This window comes from Paraburkholderia nemoris (assembly GCF_905221015.1).
Lineage (GTDB): Bacteria > Pseudomonadota > Gammaproteobacteria > Burkholderiales > Burkholderiaceae > Paraburkholderia > Paraburkholderia nemoris.
This window is the reverse complement of the sequence record NZ_CAJNBO010000007.1, coordinates 209314-227651: the sequence shown is the minus strand read 5'-3', so window position 1 is coordinate 227651 and position 18338 is coordinate 209314. Positions and strand designations below refer to the sequence as shown.

General features: G+C 64.5%; 10 protein-coding genes. 6 read left to right on the top strand and 4 right to left on the bottom strand.

The window, feature by feature from the left end:
- Positions 1 to 193 precede the first annotated feature (193 nt).
- Positions 194 to 3433 carry a hypothetical protein gene (locus tag KHO33_RS13325; RefSeq protein ID WP_200565763.1) on the bottom strand — a complete coding sequence of 1080 codons (3240 nt, stop codon included), beginning with the start codon at positions 3431 to 3433 and terminating at the stop codon, positions 194 to 196.
- 273 nt (positions 3434 to 3706) lie between these two features.
- On the opposite strand from KHO33_RS13325, the gene KHO33_RS13320 reads away from it, so the two are divergent.
- Together KHO33_RS13320 and KHO33_RS13315 are read left to right on the top strand one after the other, a co-directional pair.
- Complete coding sequence (locus KHO33_RS13320; RefSeq protein ID WP_200565762.1) at positions 3707 to 7108, top strand: hypothetical protein; 3402 nt, start codon at positions 3707 to 3709, stop codon at positions 7106 to 7108.
- A gap of 172 nt (positions 7109 to 7280) precedes the next feature.
- The gene (locus KHO33_RS13315) at positions 7281 to 9008 is read left to right on the top strand and encodes an amidohydrolase family protein (RefSeq protein WP_054036843.1); all 1728 of its coding nucleotides are present in this window, start codon (positions 7281 to 7283) and stop codon (positions 9006 to 9008) included.
- A 112-nt stretch (positions 9009 to 9120) separates the two neighbouring features.
- Here the strand turns inward: KHO33_RS13315 and KHO33_RS13310 are convergent, their stop codons facing one another.
- Complete coding sequence (locus KHO33_RS13310) at positions 9121 to 10467, bottom strand: hypothetical protein (protein ID WP_200565761.1); 1347 nt, start codon at positions 10465 to 10467, stop codon at positions 9121 to 9123.
- A gap of 267 nt (positions 10468 to 10734) precedes the next feature.
- Between KHO33_RS13310 and KHO33_RS13305 the strand changes: the two genes are divergently transcribed.
- Entirely contained in the window at positions 10735 to 11670 is a 936-nt protein-coding gene (locus KHO33_RS13305) for an SET domain-containing protein (RefSeq protein WP_200565760.1), read from the top strand.
- A 117-nt stretch (positions 11671 to 11787) separates the two neighbouring features.
- On the opposite strand, the gene KHO33_RS13300 is transcribed toward KHO33_RS13305, so the two are convergent.
- Complete coding sequence (locus tag KHO33_RS13300) at positions 11788 to 12192, bottom strand: hypothetical protein (protein ID WP_128576460.1); 405 nt, start codon at positions 12190 to 12192, stop codon at positions 11788 to 11790.
- A gap of 547 nt (positions 12193 to 12739) precedes the next feature.
- Between KHO33_RS13300 and mqo the strand changes: the two genes are divergently transcribed.
- The 3 genes from mqo (at position 12740) to KHO33_RS13285 (ending at position 15534) form a co-directional block, all read left to right on the top strand.
- Positions 12740 to 14383 carry a malate dehydrogenase (quinone) gene (gene mqo, locus KHO33_RS13295; protein ID WP_200565759.1) on the top strand — a complete coding sequence of 548 codons (1644 nt, stop codon included), beginning with the start codon at positions 12740 to 12742 and terminating at the stop codon, positions 14381 to 14383.
- Between the two features lie 421 nt (positions 14384 to 14804).
- Entirely contained in the window at positions 14805 to 15098 is a 294-nt protein-coding gene (locus tag KHO33_RS42095) for a cupin domain-containing protein (protein WP_229758320.1), read from the top strand.
- A gap of 10 nt (positions 15099 to 15108) precedes the next feature.
- A complete protein-coding gene (locus tag KHO33_RS13285; protein ID WP_115776301.1) occupies positions 15109 to 15534 on the top strand; it encodes an amino acid-binding ACT domain-containing protein in 426 nt (141 codons plus the stop codon).
- Between the two features lie 277 nt (positions 15535 to 15811).
- Here the strand turns inward: KHO33_RS13285 and KHO33_RS13280 are convergent, their stop codons facing one another.
- Entirely contained in the window at positions 15812 to 18067 is a 2256-nt protein-coding gene (locus tag KHO33_RS13280; RefSeq protein WP_200565758.1) for a coiled-coil domain-containing protein, read from the bottom strand.
- Positions 18068 to 18338: the final 271 nt, after the last annotated feature.

Sequence of the window (18338 nt, the reverse complement as noted above, 5' to 3'; positions counted from 1 at the left end):
CGTCCCGTAACAAAGCGTAAGAGACTGGCTTGATTGTGTTGTTTCGTAAAACGAAACATCAGGCGTGACGGCGAATCGGCGGGAAAGGGGGGCGGGGAGAGAGCAGACGAAGCAGGAAGACGATGCGGCGCCGCGCGAAACGCGCGGCGCCGCCCTTACCGGCGAACCGGAAAAACCGGCAAACAACTAACGATCAGGAACGATCGGGCTCCGGCGGCGTGACCGGCCGCTCCGCGCGCAGCACGCTCAGCTGACGCGGATGGGACACCTCGGTGACGCGCTGCAGCGTTGCAAGGAAGCTCGGTCCAAGCGTGCGCGACGCGCCGTTTGTTTCCAGCGAGTACAGGAAGCGGTTATCCCAACTGTCGTCTGCCTCGAGCAGGGTGGCGATCTGCGCATTGCGCTCGTTGATCTGCGCGAGGTCGCCCTTGCCTGGCTTCGCGCCAGGTGGTACCACCGCGTCGCGCAGCTCGCGCAGAATGTTGATCTTGCTCGCCGCTTCAGGCTTCAGCCAGACACGTTCCGCAAAGAGCTGGTTGCCGCGTAGCGCGTCCTGATCCACTCGCGCGAGGTAGTCGTCGATCGGCTCGGGTTGCGCGGCGCCCGCGGGCTGCTTGTTGTAAGTGTCGTCCCACGTTGCGCGGCGGCTGTCGACGTAACGCTTGAACTTCTTCACGCTCGTGAAGGTGGTGTCGCGATAGCTGAGCGATGCGTCGATGTGGCCATCTTCCTCGGCGATGCGCCATGTGGAACCCGTCTCCGATTGAAGCACCGTGGTGCCGAAGCCGACAATCGAGACATTGGGCAGCACGACCGATTTCACGTGGCCCGTCTCGTCGGCGAAATTGCCTTGCGGCGCGAGGCCGGCGACGAGCGTAGCCGATGCACCCGCCATGCGCGCGCTACTGCTGCCCGCGAACTCGGCTTTCAACGGACCGGTTTCCTGACGGCGCGTGCGCGTGAACCAGGTCTTCGTGCCGCCCGCCTGCACCGACGGGCCGATCTTGTATCCATCGTGTTCGTAGCGGACACCGGTCGATGCGTTGACCGTCGTCGAAAGCGATTGCGCCTTGGAGTCGAGCCAGTTCACCGACACGTCCGGATCCTTGTAGAACGAGTGAGCAATGGCGTCCCACATCGACCCCGCGTCGTGCGGCAGACCGCGGTTCGGCCCGCTCGCGGTTGCCTCGTCGATCACGCCGAGCATCTTCGCTCGCCACGGGTCGGGCTCGCCCGCGGGCTGCTGCCCGGCCGGCAGCGTGCCGGTCGGCTGAAGCCGCGCGCGCACCATCACGCCCTTCGGCTGCGACGCGTCGAAAACGGCCGGCAAGACTTGCGCCGAGCCGATCGCCTGGAAGCTCTTGTGGAACAGATTGACGCCGCCTGCCGCGCTCGCGCCCGCATGCGACGCCCAGCGTCGATCGCTGCCAATGAACAGTTGCCCGTGATTCGCCGACGAACCGCCGTTGATCATCGCGTGGCGGCCGTGGATTAACTTGATGTCGGGTCCGGCGAGCACGAACGGCAGCTTGCTCGCGCCCGGCAAGTTGAGCAGTTCGGCCACGCCGGTGTTGATGCCGAACTGTCCGCCGTCTGACAGGCGCACGTCGTAGGTCATGCGCGGTTCGGTGATGACACGCCTGAAGTTTTCAAGCACGGTCTGCGGCGTGGAGCGGTCGGGCGTTGCCTCGCCGTTGCGCTCGAGCGTCGTCAGGTTTTTCAGCGCGGCTTTGAATTGCGCAGCTTGCGACGCGGCGGGCGCGGTCTGCGTTTCTACTGCCGTGATTTCATCGGTTTCGTCCAGCTGTTCGGATGCCTGTTGCGTCGTCGGCTGAGGCGTTGCGTCGCGCGGCTCACTGGCTTCGAGGCGGTCGATCCAGCTTTCCAGCGTCGCGGTCGTGAGCCGCGAGCCGGTGCGCGATTTCAGCGCGGCATATTCCGGACTGAGCTTGACTTCCGTTTCGCTGACGCCGGTCAGTGCCGCGGCGCGTGCGGCGATCGCATGCCGCATGTGCTTCGGCACGCTGGTCTTGTCACGCCAGCCCTTGTGTGCCACGCGCTGATACCACGCTTCGAGCGTCGCGGCTTGCACGGCGTCGGCAATGCGCGAATCGGGCGGCCCGTCGCCGTGCGTTTGCGCGCGCTCCGCGAGCGCGCCGCCCAGTTGCCAGATCACATCCGCCTTGAGCAAATCGTCCTCGGGGTGGCGCAGGCTCGCGCCGCCGGTGCCAAGCGCAAGCGCGGACATCGGCGACTTGTTGAAGCCGAACATACGCCGCAGGTTCGCGAGCGTGCCCGGTTGGCTGGCACGCCGTGCGTAGCGCGACAGCTTGAAGAGTCGGTTCTGCGCATGCGCGAGCAGCGTACCGGGCCCTTCATGCGTGAAGCCGCAGCGCCACGTGAAATACGCGGACTTCAGGTGCCGCTCGGGTTCAGCCGTCGGATCATCGGCAAGCTGCACCGCGGCCAGCAGTGCCTTCGCCGGCACGCTGATATCGCCGTTCATGAGCTGCGACGGCGGCACGTTCGTGATGCCGGTCGGACGTTGATGTTCGGGGAGCGCGGCCAACGCGAGGCCGACGACTTCATCCATGCTCTGCGGCGGCGGGTGGCCTTCGGGCAGCGCGGCAATCAACGTGTTGGCCGCGCGCAACGCGAGCTTCGTGGCGTCTTCGCGCATGGCGTGCTTGACCGGGTCCGCGTCGGCGCCGACGTCACCGCTCAACGTACGCAGCGTGCCGTAACCCAGCGACGATACCGCGAGCCGGTGCGCCAGTTCGAACGCGCCGCCTTTCACTTCGAGCAGCGGACCCGTGCCGCGCAAGTCCTGAAGCGCTTTGCTTGCGCGGTCGACATCGGCACCGAACGCCTGGTTCATGCGGCGCAGCACGATTTCCTGACAGGCCGCTGCCTTCAACTGGGTGTCCATGTCGCTGCCTTCGGGGGCGCCGAGACAGGTTTCCAGTTCGCTCGCGAGATCCGTCGTGGGTTTCTGCGGACCGAGCCCCGACCGATTGAAGAGCTGCGCCGCGACCGCCGCCGCACCGCCTTCGCTGACGACCCGCTCGGCGGGCGCGGTCTTATCGGTTCCCGCGAGCGTCAGTGCGACGTTGTGCTTGTGCCTCGCGACAGCCGCGGGCGGCGTCGCATTTTTATCGGGCTTGTGACGCTGATCTTCTGTCACGCCGATCTTCGCGCGTGCGGTCGTGGGACGCGCGGTCGTGACGGAGCCCAACAGCGAGTTCGAGACCGTCACCGGCCGCGGCGCGAGCGTGCGCTTCAGGTTCGACCAGAAACCGTCGCGGCGGCGGCTTGCCGTGGGCCGCGTCGTTTGCGGCCCCGTTGCAGCAGAAGACGACGTGCCGGCGGTGACGTCGCCAGTCGTCACGGGCTCGTGCGTGTAGCCCGAACTGGATACTTTAGGAGGAGTCATGGGCGTTGAGATGAAGTGGACCATGGGAAGCAGGCCGCTGCGGCTTGCGCGGAGCCCAAGTGGCGCGCGAAAGCGGGCGTGCCGGGGTATCGACAGGGTAGCCGCGAGAGGCGGCGCCCCGGCTGCCGTTGCAGCGAAACACGGTGCGCGCCGGCGAACTCACTGGACTATCGCGGGGAAGATCGAAGGTTTCGTTCCGGTCGATAAGGTTTCGCCGGTTGGCCGCTCATGTCATGCGCAGTCCCGATAATCAACGGCATCGGAGGAGGAAAAATGCGGCTTACCAACATGTTGCGGAATGCGACGTCGATGCTGCGGGGAGCGCCACGCTCGTCGACGACAGTTGCCCCGGCCGCGAGTCCCATCGGGTCGACGGGGGCGGGCGTGCAACCGTCGTCGCCGGGCGCGCGGGCGGGCGCCAAGGCGAGCTTCGCGGCTACACGGGAGCGTTTCAAAAGCCTACTTGGATTGAGCCGTCCGCCGTACGCGACACCCAAGGTGCCGACGGATCGCCGGGCGCTCGTGGAAACCGAGTGGCGCATACCGTTCGTGCGCGCGAACAGGTTCGGCCGCTCTTTTCCTGCACACGCCGTGCGGATTGCGCCGCAGAAACCGGCTCGCCCACTCGATCCGTCCGGCGACTGGGGCGACGCGAGCAAGGCGGGCCCGGCGCCCGGTACGAGCGCCTCCGCTCAGCGGCGCGCGGTGAAGGCGCAGCGCATGCTGGCCAAGACGATCGGCAAGTTCACGGCGAAGCGCGCGGACCAGTCGGCAAATGCCGACGCGGCGCACGCAAATCGACCCCCGCGCGATGCGGCCGAACTCGAGCATTGGCTGGATCATCGGGAAGGGCTGGATAGCTGGGTACGGGAGTACTTCGGCGCACCCGGGCTTGCCGATCCAGTCGCCACCCTATCCGCATTGCTGGCCCAGGCGGCGCAGTCAACGGAGTCCGTCCACGCCGCCACGGGCGACGCCATAGAGCAAGCCGGTCCGTCCGCAACGGACAGCACCCACCGATTCGCGCCTTCGCTGATGCTCGGCTACGCCGTGCTCTCCGCGCTCGGCTCGAACGAACCGGCGCGCGCGGCGGCAGCATTGCAGGCGTTACCGGAAGTGGTGAGCATTGAAGGCATCGCGCTGCGGGCAGCGGCGTTCGACCCGAACGCCGCGCGCCCCCCCGTCACGACGACGGAACAGCAGCCACCGCTGAATCACGACCCTGTCCGGGTGAGCCATGCGGACGGAACGTCCGCAGAGGAAATCACGTCGGAAGACGCAGGCGGAACCACACACGACCACGGCAACGTGCGCACGACCGATGCGGAAGATCACACTTCGTCTCACGCGCCGGTCAATCGGGCGCACGAAGACGCGTGGCGCATTGCCCGCTCGCTCGCGAATACTCCCCTAGGGTTCGACGTACTGAAGAGGCTCATCCATAGCGGCGCATCGGGCACCGACAATGCGGCCGCGTTCGCGGTGCTGCAAGCGTGGCATGCGTTGCCAGAGCCGCCAGCCGATCTCGATACGGCGCTTGCCGCCGCGCACGCCACGGTTGACGACAAAGGCAACCTCGCTCCACGCGTGCTGCGTGCGCTGTCGGGTTCGAGCACGCCGCGCGATGCCGCGGCGCTGTTCGCGTGGCGCCAGGAGTTCCGTAGCGATGCGCCTGGCAGCCCGTTGAAGCAGGCGCAAACCCGGCTGAATCGTTTCGTGACGCGGGGGATGTTGCGGCTCGACAAGGCCAACTGGTTTTTTCAGCGCATGTTCGGCATGAAGAAGTCCGCGTTGCGCAGCATGATGCTCGGCACGTCAAGCGCGGCGCTCGCGTCGTACACGAAAGAGGCAACCCGTTACGCCGACGCGCTTAAGGCGGCCAGCGCGACGTTGGCCGCCTCGCTGCGCAACCCGCGTCTCGCGCTCGGCGCGCCGGACGGTCCCGAGGCGCGAGCGCGCGAAGCCGCGGCGGCGGCGCTGGAGGCGATTGCCGCGCGACCCGCGGCGCACATCGGCGATCTCGAATTGGACGAGGCAACCAGGGCCGCGCTGGAAAATCGCGAGCCGGTTCCGAACGCCGCGCAACGCGACGACGCCCCTCCACTGCTCGACCTCGGCGCGTTGCGCGACTGCGCGAAGCGCTTTCAGGTGCATCGCTGGCAAGACGTGAAAGCCGCGCTCGCTCACGCCGAGAAAGTCGGCGAGGCCAAGCCACTCAAGCCCGAGCGATTGGGCCGCGAAGAAGTCAGAACCGTGCTACGTCAGTTGATCACCGATCTGCAGCAATCGACCCAGGTCGCCTTCGCGGACGGTGCGCGCTACGGCTTCAGCACGCGCGGTCTTTCGGTGTCGGCCACCAAGGGTCTGCATCACCACTTGCCGTTCGGAGGCGAACTCACGCTTGGGCATTACCGCGGCCGCCGCGCCCTCGTGACCCTGCAGCGCAATAACGTCGGCTTCGATATCTTCATCGGCACGGAACATAGCAAGCGCTCGCAGCTCAAGGTGGGCGCCCGCATCGGCTACGCCAGACGTCTCGACTGGCTCTGCGGCTTGCGCCTGGGCGGCTCGCTGCGCATCGCGCCGGTCGATCGCGAGTTGCGCGAGCCGCGCGGCGTGATGATCCGCGTCGCCCGCGAGCGTCTGACCGACGAGAACCTCGACTGGGTCGCGATGAAGTACGACGATCCGCGCACCACCGAAACCGTGCTCGACATGGTCGACTTTCTGTTCGAGGAAGCGCGCGAACCGGTGCGCGAAAAGGGCGCCGAAACCTCGCTGTTCGAGCGTCTTGCCGCGCGCATCGGCGAGCGCACCGATATTTCGATCGGCTGGCAGGACGGTAAGACAAAGGCATCGCGCCAGGGCATTCAGGCAACGGGGGGCGCGTCGGTGTCCGGTCCTCAGTCGAAGGCACGCGGCACCTTCGGGCTTGACGGCACGGTGACCGTGGACCTGAACAGCCGTAACGACGCGGCCGTCAACGAGGCAACCGGTTCGCTCCGCTACGACCGCCGCACCGTGACCTCGAGCGTGCGCGTCTCCACGCAGGGCACGGTCGGTGTCGGCCCCGCCTGGCACAAGGGCGACCTGACGGGCGGGCTGCCGGGCGCGTCGCCGCTCGGGATCGGCGGCGCGTTGCCGGAGCGGCTCGTTGCCGCGCGCGTGATGCTGCCGGAGCGCGAAGGGCGGCTGCTCAATCGCGGCTGCTACGCGGATCAGCAGTTCGCATCGTTCAACGCCTTCGCCGCGGCGGTCAACAGCTCGCGCGAAGAGTGGATCGAGATGTACCGGAATAATCACAACTGCGACTATCCGACGGCGGTCGTCAAGCTGAACGCCGACCTCGCGATGCTGCAGAGCCATCAGCGCTCCAATCACACGTTCCTCGTGCGGCGCCGCCTGAAGCCGGAACACGCGCGGCGTGGCGACGTCTATCGCGCGCTCGAACGCATGCATGATGCCGCCGCGCAAACCGCGGGCGGCAAGGGCGAGGACTGGTCGCGACCGCTCGACGCCATGTTGCGCGAGCGCGCGTCGTGGCTGCCGGAGCGGATCGCGGTCAACGAAGTGGCGGGACGTGTGCACAGTACACCCGGCGTGATTACGCCGATCGGCGGCGTCGCTTCCGCAAGCGTGCTCGCGCAGCGTGAACTGCTGCGCTCCAAAGGGTGAAGTGTAGAAGGGCCAGATATCGATGAGTCTGCACCGATTTCGTCGAAGTTGCGCCGGCGTTTCATCGGGTTTCGTTAGGGGATGCCATGTTTCGCTGCAACCGCGGAGGAGGGCGCCGGGTGGCGCCTAGCATGCTTTCGCGCACCACCCTGAAACTCTCTTGGAGAAAGACATGACTCGCATCAATTCGGCTCACACGTCAGCGACCGATCACAACTCGGAGGCCAGCTCGTCCGGCACCGGCGAATCCGCCGCGCGCCGCGGCGGCACATCGCGCAAGCGCGGCGCAACGTCGCTAGGCGGCACGGGGAGCCCGCAGCCGTCGGCGCCCAAGCGCGCCGCAACCGGCGGTGGCGAGAGCGCCAATCCGCCGGTGCGGGCCGGTGCGGACAAGCTGCTGCGCGCTCACACCCGCTTTTTCGACGACAACAGCGTGTCGGTGCGAGGTTTCGACGTGTCTCCCGCAAGGCCTGGCGCAGCGGGGCAGAAGCGCGCGGTTTCGCAGGCTCTGCGCGGCACGCCTGAACTGTCCGCCATGCTGACCGCCACCGTCGACACCATGGCGCAGCACCCGCTGGAGAATGCGCATGCGAGCCGCAACGCCACCGGCGACTGGATGTCTGATTCGCACTTCCACCCGACGAACTACGTGCAGCAGGGTATGGTGCCGCGCGAGATGTTGAAGATGATGGACGAGGTCGGCATCCACCGCAGCGTGATGTCGCCGATTCCGACCGACGTGATGCCGTGCGGCAGCCATGACGAGCACACTCACGCGCCGAACCACAACAACATTCCCGCCGAGTCGTACTACGTGCAGCAGAAGTACACCAACATCCAGCCGCATGAGTTGACGCAGGATGTAGAGAAGGAAATCACGCAGGGCGCGCACTTGATGCTGAACCAGCAGGTGGATGCCGACACCGCGTTGTTCATGCAGATCGCGCAGCTCTCTCATGCCGAGCGCGATCGCCTGGATCCGATGGTGACCGGCCTGCACCTGGGTTCACCGCTGAGTCCGCAAGCGCTGCTCCTGAAGCTCGCGACGCACCCGGGCATGTTTACCGGCGTGGGCGAAGTGACGATCCACAAGGAACTGGTGCAGCAGCAATACGAGGGATCGCGCCAGGCGAATCTCACCAACAACGTGCAGTCATTCAAGCATCTGGTGGCGACGGCCGGCGTGATCGGCATGCCGGTGGTGTTGCATTGCGACGTCGATTCGACGGCGAACCAGCGAGCCAATGGCATCGGCCAGCCGCAGTACCTGGACGACCTCAAGAAGCTGTTTGCGTCGCCGGAGACCAGCAAGACCACGCTGATCTGGGCGCATTGCGGAGGTATCGGACGCTTCGTGCGCAAGCCGATCGACCACGCGAACAATCTGCGCACGATTCTCTCCGACCCGAAGATGAGCCACATCCACATCGACATTTCGTGGTCGCGCGTGGCGCGTCAGATCGTCATGAAGACGCAGCCCGACGGCACCGAAGTGCCGGATCACGAATCCGTGCATGCGTGGGCGGCGCTCATCAACGAGTTTCCGGACCGTTTCCTGTTCGGCTCGGACGCGCTCAATCCGCAGGTCAAGGACACGTGGGCGGAAACCGGCAACATGTATAAGCCGCTGCTCGACAAACTGACGCCGGAAGCGCGCGTCGCGGTGAAGACAGGCAACTACGATCGCGTGATCACAGAGGCGCGTCCGAAGGTGCGTGCTTTCGAACAGCACGTGCTGACCCGTGATTTCGTGGAAAAGGGCTTGCGTTCGTCCGGTGACGGTCGGGTCAATGACGGTCCGCACATCAACCCGGATGCCTTGCGCGCCGCGCGCGACGAGGCGTATGCGAACGCGGGTGTCGATCTCACCGGGCGCCCGCTGGACGCCGCGGTGCACTGAGCGTTGTCTGGCTGCCGGCGCTCGCGCCGGCCAACGTGTGTGAAAAAAGCGCCCTCCGAAAGGGCGCTTTTTCTCGTCTTGCGGTCTGCAACGATGAATGAAGCGGCGAGATTCAGCCTGCCGTTCTTCGCGGCGGCGCTTGCTCCGGACCGCGAGCGGCGAGCGTCTCCAGTGCGCTCCGATAGGCCGCCTGCAGTTCGAGGAGCGCCACCTTGCCGTGGGCAGTCGTCGGGTTCAGCAGTCGTTTCTTGAGGTTGTAGCGTTGCATCACGAGCTCAAGTGTCGCGTGCTCCTGCGGCACACCGAGGACCGTGTGCCACGGGCGCACTGGGCTTGCACTGCCGGGGTGATCTGCGACCTGCGCCGGTTGGCCCTGAGCCGCCGCTCCGCTTACGGCGTAAGCCGCATGATAGCCATGCGCGGCGGGCCCATAGTGATACGCGGGCGGCGTGTGCCACGGGGTCGCCGACGGCCAGACAGGCGGCGGCATCGCGTTCATGCGGCCGCTGTGCGTCGACACGAAGAACGGCCGCGACGCGCTCGGATAGAGGCCGAAGCTTAGCGTGCGAAAGCGTCCGTTGAAATGAAAACCGATGTGCATCTGTTTGCCGACGGGACCGTCGCCGGAGCCGTATGTGAAGCCGAACCGGCTGTTCGCGCCGACTACCCGGCTGTGATAGGACGGCATGCTCCAGCTTGGCTGCGGTTGCCAGTGCTGCGGTTGCGTGTAGGCGGCGTATCCGTGAGGCGAAAACGCGGATGCCATTGCGGGATGCGTGTGCTGGGCCGTCCAGTTCCAGTTCGAATAGTAGGGCGCGTGGCAGGGTGCCGCCCATGGTTGCATGTGGGGTGCGTACGCATGGGACGCGTAAGACGCATAGCTCCGTCCCGGATGCGGAACGAAATACGGGACCGCATACGGATGGGCGGGGGCGCCGTGGCCGCCCTGCGGCTCATGTGAGCCGGCGCTGGTTCGCTCGGGCTCGGGCGCGGCATGTGTGGTCGCCGTGGCCTCCGGTCTTGTCGCGCTCGTCTCGCTTGCGATGCCGGTCGCGTTCGGCGGATTGCTTGCGCTGCCGGCCGCCGACGCCGTTGCCGTGGGCTCCACCGCCGTGTCCCCCTGCGGTGGAACCGCCGGCCGCTCCTGCACATCACGCGCGTGCGTGATGCTGAAGCGCGCGGCGGGCGGTGTTTCCTGGTCCTCCTGAAAGCGGCGCGAAAAGGCGGCGACGCGATCGGTGATGTCGCTGTGTGACAGCGTGCGCCGCAACGTGCGCGGCGCGGGCGCACCCGGGGTTCTCCTCTGCAACGAAGACGCGCTTCCCGGCCCTTCCTGCAAGCCGGCGCTCAAGGCGCGCGAAGGCCGATTGCCTCGCCCGGCGGCGTGGTCCCGTGCCGGCTGGGCGTCCGGTCTATCGACGGTGGAAATGCTGGGCGAGGAAGTGATTCGATCGGGCATCGGATGCTCCTTGTGCCGCGGATGCGCACATTCGTGATGTGATGAGCGGCCGGTCTGCGGCTCGCGCGGATATCGGAGCGTAGACCCGCGCGGCCCGCGCGCCAGGCGCGCGCGGCGACACCATGGCGCCGCAAACGAAGCGCCGCGCTGACTTCGCTGCCGGCGCACCGGTTTCGCCTTCGTCCCGCACGAGCGAGGGCGGTCCTGGCTAACGTCGCGCTATCCATAGACATGCAATTCCAGCCGGATACGGCAAAGTGAGGCACGGTGACTGTAACGATCCAACCACGCGCGCAAGCGCTTGTCGACACGATTCACGAGCGCATTGCGGAGGCGCGGCGCATGCCGGGACTGGCGGCGCGGCACGAAGCCATCTTCGATATCGTGCCCGCGATGAAGGCGCAAATCGACGAGTTGCTGGCCGACGACGCGCTCGTCGCGGACCAGGCCATGCAGTCGCTGCGCGAAGCCTTCGAAGCGTTCAAACACGATCATGCGATTCCGCGTCTGCCGTACTCGCCGCAAATAGACGCCCGCTATCCGTATCGCGACGAGTTGTCGAATCCCGTTTACATCGTCGCGTTGCGCTCGAAGCAGGGGCCGAATGCGACAGCAGACTCGCATCTCGCCGCGGTGCAGCGCTATATCGATCCGGGTCTGCATGACCGCGCGCGCGCCGATGCCTATGCAAGCGCCATGTACTGCCGCACGATCGGCCCCGCTGACCTGCGCGATGCGCGCGAGCACACGCTCATTGGCGAGCGCGGCGCGTTCGCGGCGCGGGCGATCCGCGCGGGCGAATGTCTCGGCGTCTATGGCGGCCGGCTCATGAGCGCGGCGATATTTTTTTCCTGTGTGGAGGAATCGTTCGTGCTGAGCGCGAATTCGGACAATGCCGTCGCTTTTATCGATGGCGAGAACATTCTGGCGATGGCGAACACGTCCCTCGCGTACGACGCCGAAGGTGCGCCGGTTGCCCAGGCCGATGACGACGGCTACAACATGGAGGCGCTGACGTTCGATGCGTCGTCACGCTGCGGCCGGCACTTCTCGATCCGCGCGTTCTTTGCCCGACGCGAGATCGAACCGGGCGCCGAACTGAGGTGGAACTATCGCTATTCGCCGGAAATCGTCGAGCACGTGTTTGGTGGTGCGCGCCGGCAAGCGCAGCAGGCACGCGCGAACGGGTTCTGTTCGGGCTGAGCGGCGCGGGCATGCGCGTTCGTCAATGGACGTGTTGCTGTTGCTCGCAGCGCCCCATTCCGGCGCCTGGGACGATATGAGCACACGCGCCGAAGTCTGCGTGTGGGAAATGATGCGTCAATTGGAACAGTCGCGCTTCGCCGACTGATCAGCGAGTGCGTCCTTGATGGCGACGCACAGGCGGAAGGCGACGATTTGCGCGTTGCCGGCGGCCCGCTCGATGGCGTCGGTCGGCTCGAGTTCGAGCGCGTGTTCGTATTCGCGCAACGCGGCGATGTCGTCGCCCGATGTTCCGAGGCATTGCGCCGTGCCGGTCAGCCGGCGAGCGATCGTCAGCGCGTCCGCATAGCGGCGTTCGGACAGACACAGGTCGAGTTGCGCGCAGTAGTCGCGAATCTGCCCGAAGTGCTTTTCGAGCAGCGCGACAAACTGTTCCGGCGGACAAGTGAGTGCGAGCCGGGGCACATCGCCGTCGACGTCGCGCGGGTCGCCTGCACGGGTCGAGCGCTTCAGAGATTTCATGTATCGAAGGGTATTCAGCAATTCATCATAGTTGACAGGCTGCGGATCGCAGTCGGTGAGACCCGCGTCAATCGACGTAACGATACATCGATTGACGGAGCCGCGCAGCACGCGTGAAGCATGAACGTTCGCATCGAGGGCCAGGTTTTCGGCCTCTTGCGCTCTTTCGACGGCGTTGGCGACCTAGCATCACGGCACCGTACGTGACAGGCGAGGAATTGATGAACCCGCCAGCCCAACACGCGCCGCACCGATCGACGCAATCACCGCAGAATGCCGAGGCTCGTCGCCGCGGCGATATTGCGGCCGCCATCAAGCGCATGCGTGGTGGCGAAGCGACCAGCAAACCGTCACCCGTGCACCTGAGCAGTACCACCGGCTGCAGGCAGGTGCCAGCCGATCAGGTCGCAACGCCGTCGCGTTCCTGATCGGGGCGCCGACTGGGCGAGTTGTTGCACGAAGAACGGCCATAAGGTCATGAGGCCATGAGGCGTCCAATTCGAAACCTCGACAAAGATTTTGTGCATATTGAGAAGGATCGTTCACAGTGGTCAAGACGACAAGAGCGGTATTGTTGGGGTTGGTTCTTTCGGTGAGCGCGCTTTCCGCGCAAGCCGGCGAGACGAAAAAGGTCGATGTCCTGCTGGTGGGCGGCGGCATCATGAGTTCGACGTTGGGCGTATGGCTCCATGAGCTCCAGCCCGACTGGTCGATGATGATGATCGAGCGCCTCGACGGCGTGGCAAAGGAAAGCTCGAATGGCTGGAACAATGCGGGCACGGGACATTCCGCGTTGGCCGAACTCAACTACACGCCCGAGAAGCCGGACGGCACGATCGACATTTCGAAGGCCGTCGAAATCAACGAGGCCTTTCAGGTGTCGCGCCAGTTCTGGGCCTGGCAGGTCAGGAACGATGTGCTCAGGAATCCGCGATCGTTCATTAATTCGACTCCGCACATGAGCTTTGTCTGGGGAGACGACAACGTCCGTTTCCTCAAGAAACGCTACGATGCGCTGCAGGCGAGCCCGTTGTTCCGCGGTATGAAGTACTCGGACGATTTCGACCAGATCAGGCAGTGGGTTCCGCTGATGATGGAGGGGCGCGACCCTGCGCAGAAGGTCGCGGCGACCTGGTCCCCCGTGGGCACCGACGTGAACTTCGGCGAGATTACGCGCCAGTTCGTCGGATACCTGCAGAGCCAGCCCAATTTCACGCTTTCGCTCTCCAGTGAAGTACGAAGCATCAAACGCAATGCCGATGGTACGTGGCGAGTGTCCTACGTGAAGACCCAGACCGGTGATTCCGGGCAGGACGTGGACGCGAAGTTTGTGTTCATCGGTGCAGGTGGTGGTGCGCTGCACCTGCTGCAGGCATCGGGCATCCCGGAAGCCAAAGACTACGGTGCGTTTCCCGTCGGTGGTTCGTTCCTGGTGACGGACAAGCCGGAGATCGTGAGCCGGCACCTGGCCAAGGCTTACGGCAAGGCTTCCGTCGGTTCGCCGCCGATGTCGGTGCCGCACCTGGACACGCGCATCATCGACGGCAAGAAAATCATTCTGTTCGGACCGTTCGCGACATTCTCGACCAAATTCCTGAAGACCGGATCGTACCTCGATCTCCTGAGCAGCACCAATGTGCATAACGTCGTGCCGATGATGCATGTGGGCATCGACGAGTTTCCGTTGGTCGAATACCTGGCCGGTCAGCTGATGTTGTCGGATGACGATCGCTTCAATGCCCTGAAGGAATACTTCCCGCAGGCGAAGAAGGAAGACTGGCGCCTGTGGCAAGCCGGTCAGCGTGTCCAGATCATCAAGCGCGACGGTGCGAAGGGCGGCGTCCTCAAGCTCGGTACGGAAATCGTGAGTTCGCAGGATGGCAGTATCGCCGGTCTGCTGGGCGCGTCGCCGGGTGCCTCGACCGCTGCGCCGATCATGCTCAGCCTGCTCGAGAAGGTGTTCAAGGACAAGGTCGCGACACAGGTCTGGCAGGAAAAGATCCGCGAGATCGTGCCGAGCTACGGGACCAGGCTGAACGACAGCCCGGCCAAGGTCTATCAGGAATTGACCTATACCAGCGACGTGCTGCAGCTGACGCCGCCGCAGATCGACCTCACCGTCGCGCCGCGTTCGACCGCGGGAGCGGGTGCGTCCCGGCCGAACGAGGCTGCGGCTGACATGGCGCTATAAGCGCCATGGGCGCTCTCAAGCGTCCTGCCGCAGTACGGAAGGTGAGGCGTTTGCGATAGCTGAACCGATCGGGATAGGTATGTCCTGATCCGCATTGGAACGAAGGAACACGAAGGGAACGGCGCGCGAGCCGCAGTATCCCCGTCGTGTTTCATCGCGAGTATCACAGCCAGAGAGGAACATCATGAAACGGATAATGAAGGCGAGCGCAATGAACCTACCGAAAGGCAGGCGCGGTCTGCTTCGCGCATTGGGTGTCGGGGCTGTCGCCCTGACTGCGGGTGCGAGCATTTCGGGGGCTCGTAGTGCTGTCGCCGCGACCACGGGAGCAGGCACTTCGGTGGATGCTGGGGTACGGGCGTTCAAGCTATACACTGGGCCCGATAATGCATCGCATGTGCTTGAAGGCACGATAGACCAGATGGATCGCACTGATGTAGTCGCCATCCATTTCAAGGAAACGGCCGCGCACGCCTCGTACGGTTGGCACACTGCCCCGGAGTCGCAATACGTGATTACGCTGTCGGGAACGCTTGAATTCACTACCCGCGAGGGCGAAACATTCGTGGTGCGACCCGGAGACGTCCTGCTCGCCGAGGACAATATCGGCATCGGCCACAAATGGCGCCTGATCGACGATCAGCCGTGGAGGCGTGCATATGTAGTGCTGAAGCCGGGCGCCAGGGATTGCTTCGTGGCGAAGAAGGGCGGTTGAGAACTTTTCCATGAAGAACCTGGCAATTGCTTTAGTGGACCGTCCTGGTACCCTCGCGGAAATGACCGACGCTCTTGACAGAGCAGGTGTGCGCATTGAAGGTGGCGGCGTGTTTGTTGTTGACGGATGTGGCGTGGGACATTTCCTTGTTAAGGATGTATCCAGTGCCCGTCGTGCGCTTCTCGCCGCAAACATACAAGTATTGTCCGAACGAGATGTGGTCATCCCGAGACTCAATCAATCCGTAGGAGGACAGTTCAGCCACTTTATGCGCAGAATGGCCGACGCTGGTATCAATATCGAAGTCCTGTACACCGATCGACACAGCCAGGTCGTCATCGTAGTTGATGATATCGAGGCATCACTTGCAGTCAACAGGGCATGGGATATCGAACAGGACATGCTGTGGAGTCTGTTCAATGACGGACTCCACTAGACGGGCTGGATCTGGGCAACATAGTGAAGACGAGTCGATAAATCAAGCGGGGCCAATGATCATGCATTCGCGGCGCCTTACCGCCTGTGCGCGCCCAGAGGCCGATCATTGACTCGCGACCGTAGCCGTCGCGAGCGGCATCGGCATCGTGTTGCCCTCAAATGCGACCTTGGCCGCACAGATGGCAACCGCGAAGCGCTGCAACGGCCACGGCGAACCGCATACGCGCTGGCATGTCTCGCGGCCGACTCTGCATATCCGATGCGCGTCACGCGCTTTAATACGGCGATATCCACGGATGCAAATGGCTGATACGCGCGCCCTGGCCGCGTATCCATTCGAGCGCGTACTGGCTCGTGCCAGTACGCGATTCCTCGACACCGCGCGCACTGTTGCGCACGCCGTGGCCTATGGTCCGGCCATGATGGCAGAGCGCGTCGATGCGCCCGCGCGGATAGCCTTGCGCAATGCGCTCGAATGCGTCGCGGTCTTGCGCAACGAGCGCCGACTGAGGCTGTTCGATCTCATGACGCGCGACTTCGGCAATCACGCGCAGCACACCGGCACGCGAAACGAAGGTGCCCGTGCGCATCACCTTGCTCATTCGCGTGCGCATCTGTTCCGGGGTCTGCCCGACGTGCACCTTGACCACGCGTTCCAGCGCGCCGCGCGAGATCACTTGCAAAAGCGCGGGCTCGCGCGTGACTTTGTCCCACAGTTGGCGAAGGCGGTTTTCGATTGGTTCGCTCTGATTGCCACGAGCCGTACGCTGCCGCATCTGGATTTTACTTCCATCACGCAAATCCTTCAGCCTCTGGCGATGAGCCGACAGTTGTTGCCCGATGTCTTCGACTTCGTCGGATACGGTCATGTGACGCGCGCTGAGCTTCGCGTAGTGCTCGAACTCTTTCTTGTGCTGCTCCGCGTATTGAAGTATTTCGCCTTGCAGACGTCCAATGCGAATTTCCAGTTGATCGATATCGCCATGGCTTGCGCCTGTTCCGGCCGAAAGAGACTCACCTGTTTTCGCTTTCGGCATGCCCTCGCGCGTGAGCCTGGTGCGCTCGGCGTTCACTTCTGCAATCCTGTCCTTGTAGTAGGCGTCGAGTTTCGGCGCCACATGTTGACCCAGTGCTTCGATGTCGTCGATGTCGATGAGCTTCGCGAACTGTTTCTCCACCGCCTCGATCATGGCCTGAAACGCCGCGCGATTCGCGGTGAGCGCGGTGGTCACGGTCTCGACCTGCCCGGCCGCGCGCGCGATGTTAGGACCTATCAGGCGCACCTCGCCGAAGGTCACGCCGGACGATTGACGTTGCACGGCGGCCTGCAGATTATGCTGCGCGTTCCTGAACACCCGCAGCACCTCGCGCGTGGCGATTTGCGCGGGCGTCACACCGAGCCAGCGGCGAAACCCATTCATGTGGTCCATTGTTTTGCCTTGCCGCCGTGCAACCGTCGACACGCGCAAGCTGCGGGCGAAATCCTCCACCAGCAAGCGCTCGACGACGGGGTACAACGGCTTGAGCCGGGGATGCAACACGAGCGCCATGAACGCCTGCAACGCGTCTTCCGGCTTGACTTGCGGTTCTGCGGCACCGCTTTGCACAATGTGATCGAGCGCAGTGTCGAAAGATTCCTGAAACTGACGCTCGGGATCCTGAGGACGGCGCGACAGCCGGCCTTGCACGGGCTGCAGGCCGTGCAGCCATTCGGTGACCTTGTCCGCGAGTTCGGGACTCACGTGGTCGATCATTTCGAAGGTGCCGACGTCTCCCAAAGCGCGCAGCGTATCGCGGCTCGCCACGGCTTGCACTTCGCGCGCCGCGTTGCTGCGGCTGCTCTTTAGCAGATGGACCTGCTGCCCCAATGCGGCGATACGTTGTTCGTGCGCGACGCGCAGTTCGGCGCGGCTCGTGCCGGCTTGCGGCGGACGTGCCGCGATGCTTGCGACCGGCGCGTCGGCGGTACGGGCTTCATGCAATTGTTCGAGGCGGCTCGACTTTTCTTCGAGCGACGCATTCAGCTTTTCGACAACCGCGCGCGCGCGTTCGCACTGTTTGCCGAGCGTATCGACGCTGCGCTGCGCGATGTCTTTGCGCGCTTCGAGCCGCGCAATGGCCTGCTGCACTTCGGCTTGCGAGATTGGCGGGGCATCGGGCGCGTCGGGCGCATCGGGCGCATCGGATTGTGCGGGGGCCTTCAGCGCGAGTAACTGGGTCTCGATCTCACGGATTTCATCGGCGAATGCGAGTATCGCATCGATATCGCGTTGCCTTGCCCCGAGCGCGATGGCACGGTTCGCGGGTTCGGACCGTTGCTGCGCGACGGGCGTCACTTCGATCGAAGACGATGACGACGCGCCTTCGGCCGCCGACGGATGCGCTGGCAAGCTGGCGATGAGCGGGTTCGCCCCGGCGCGCAAGCGGCGTTCCCGTTGCGCGCCGGTTGTTGCTCCAGTTGCTCCGGTCGTTGCGGCTTCGTGCTCCGGCACGTCGTGAGGTCGTTGCGGGGATCGAATCGGCTGAACCATATGTTTCCTTTGGTCGGGCGGTGGCTCACCGATGCCGCCGCGGGAAACCAGAAAAATCCGCGACGTATGAGCCTATGACGAGTCGATTGTGGCCGCCGACAATACGCAAGCAACGAAGATGCGGCGAATAGGCGGCGACGAAGGCGAAACAGCGCTGTGTGTTGCCGAACAGCCGCTCGCTGCGAAACAAGCCTGCCGTTCGGGCTCATTGAACCGGTTCGCTGAAGGAATACGGATTTCGCCGACTCTCGATCGTGTGCCGCGCGGCGCT

Excerpts from the sequence above, each read along its gene's own strand:
- KHO33_RS13300 (WP_128576460.1), bottom strand. The coding sequence starts at position 12,192 with ATGAAATCTCTGAAGCGCTCGACCCGTGCAGGCGACCCGCGCGACGTC.
- KHO33_RS13280 (WP_200565758.1), bottom strand. The coding sequence starts at position 18,067 with ATGGTTCAGCCGATTCGATCCCCGCAACGACCTCACGACGTGCCGGAG.
- KHO33_RS13285 (WP_115776301.1), top strand. The coding sequence starts at position 15,109 with ATGAAGAACCTGGCAATTGCTTTAGTGGACCGTCCTGGTACCCTCGCG.
- KHO33_RS13320 (WP_200565762.1), top strand. The coding sequence starts at position 3,707 with ATGCGGCTTACCAACATGTTGCGGAATGCGACGTCGATGCTGCGGGGA.
- KHO33_RS42095 (WP_229758320.1), top strand. The coding sequence starts at position 14,805 with ATGGATCGCACTGATGTAGTCGCCATCCATTTCAAGGAAACGGCCGCG.
- KHO33_RS13315 (WP_054036843.1), top strand. The coding sequence starts at position 7,281 with ATGACTCGCATCAATTCGGCTCACACGTCAGCGACCGATCACAACTCG.
- KHO33_RS13325 (WP_200565763.1), bottom strand. The coding sequence starts at position 3,433 with ATGACTCCTCCTAAAGTATCCAGTTCGGGCTACACGCACGAGCCCGTG.
- KHO33_RS13310 (WP_200565761.1), bottom strand. The coding sequence starts at position 10,467 with ATGCCCGATCGAATCACTTCCTCGCCCAGCATTTCCACCGTCGATAGA.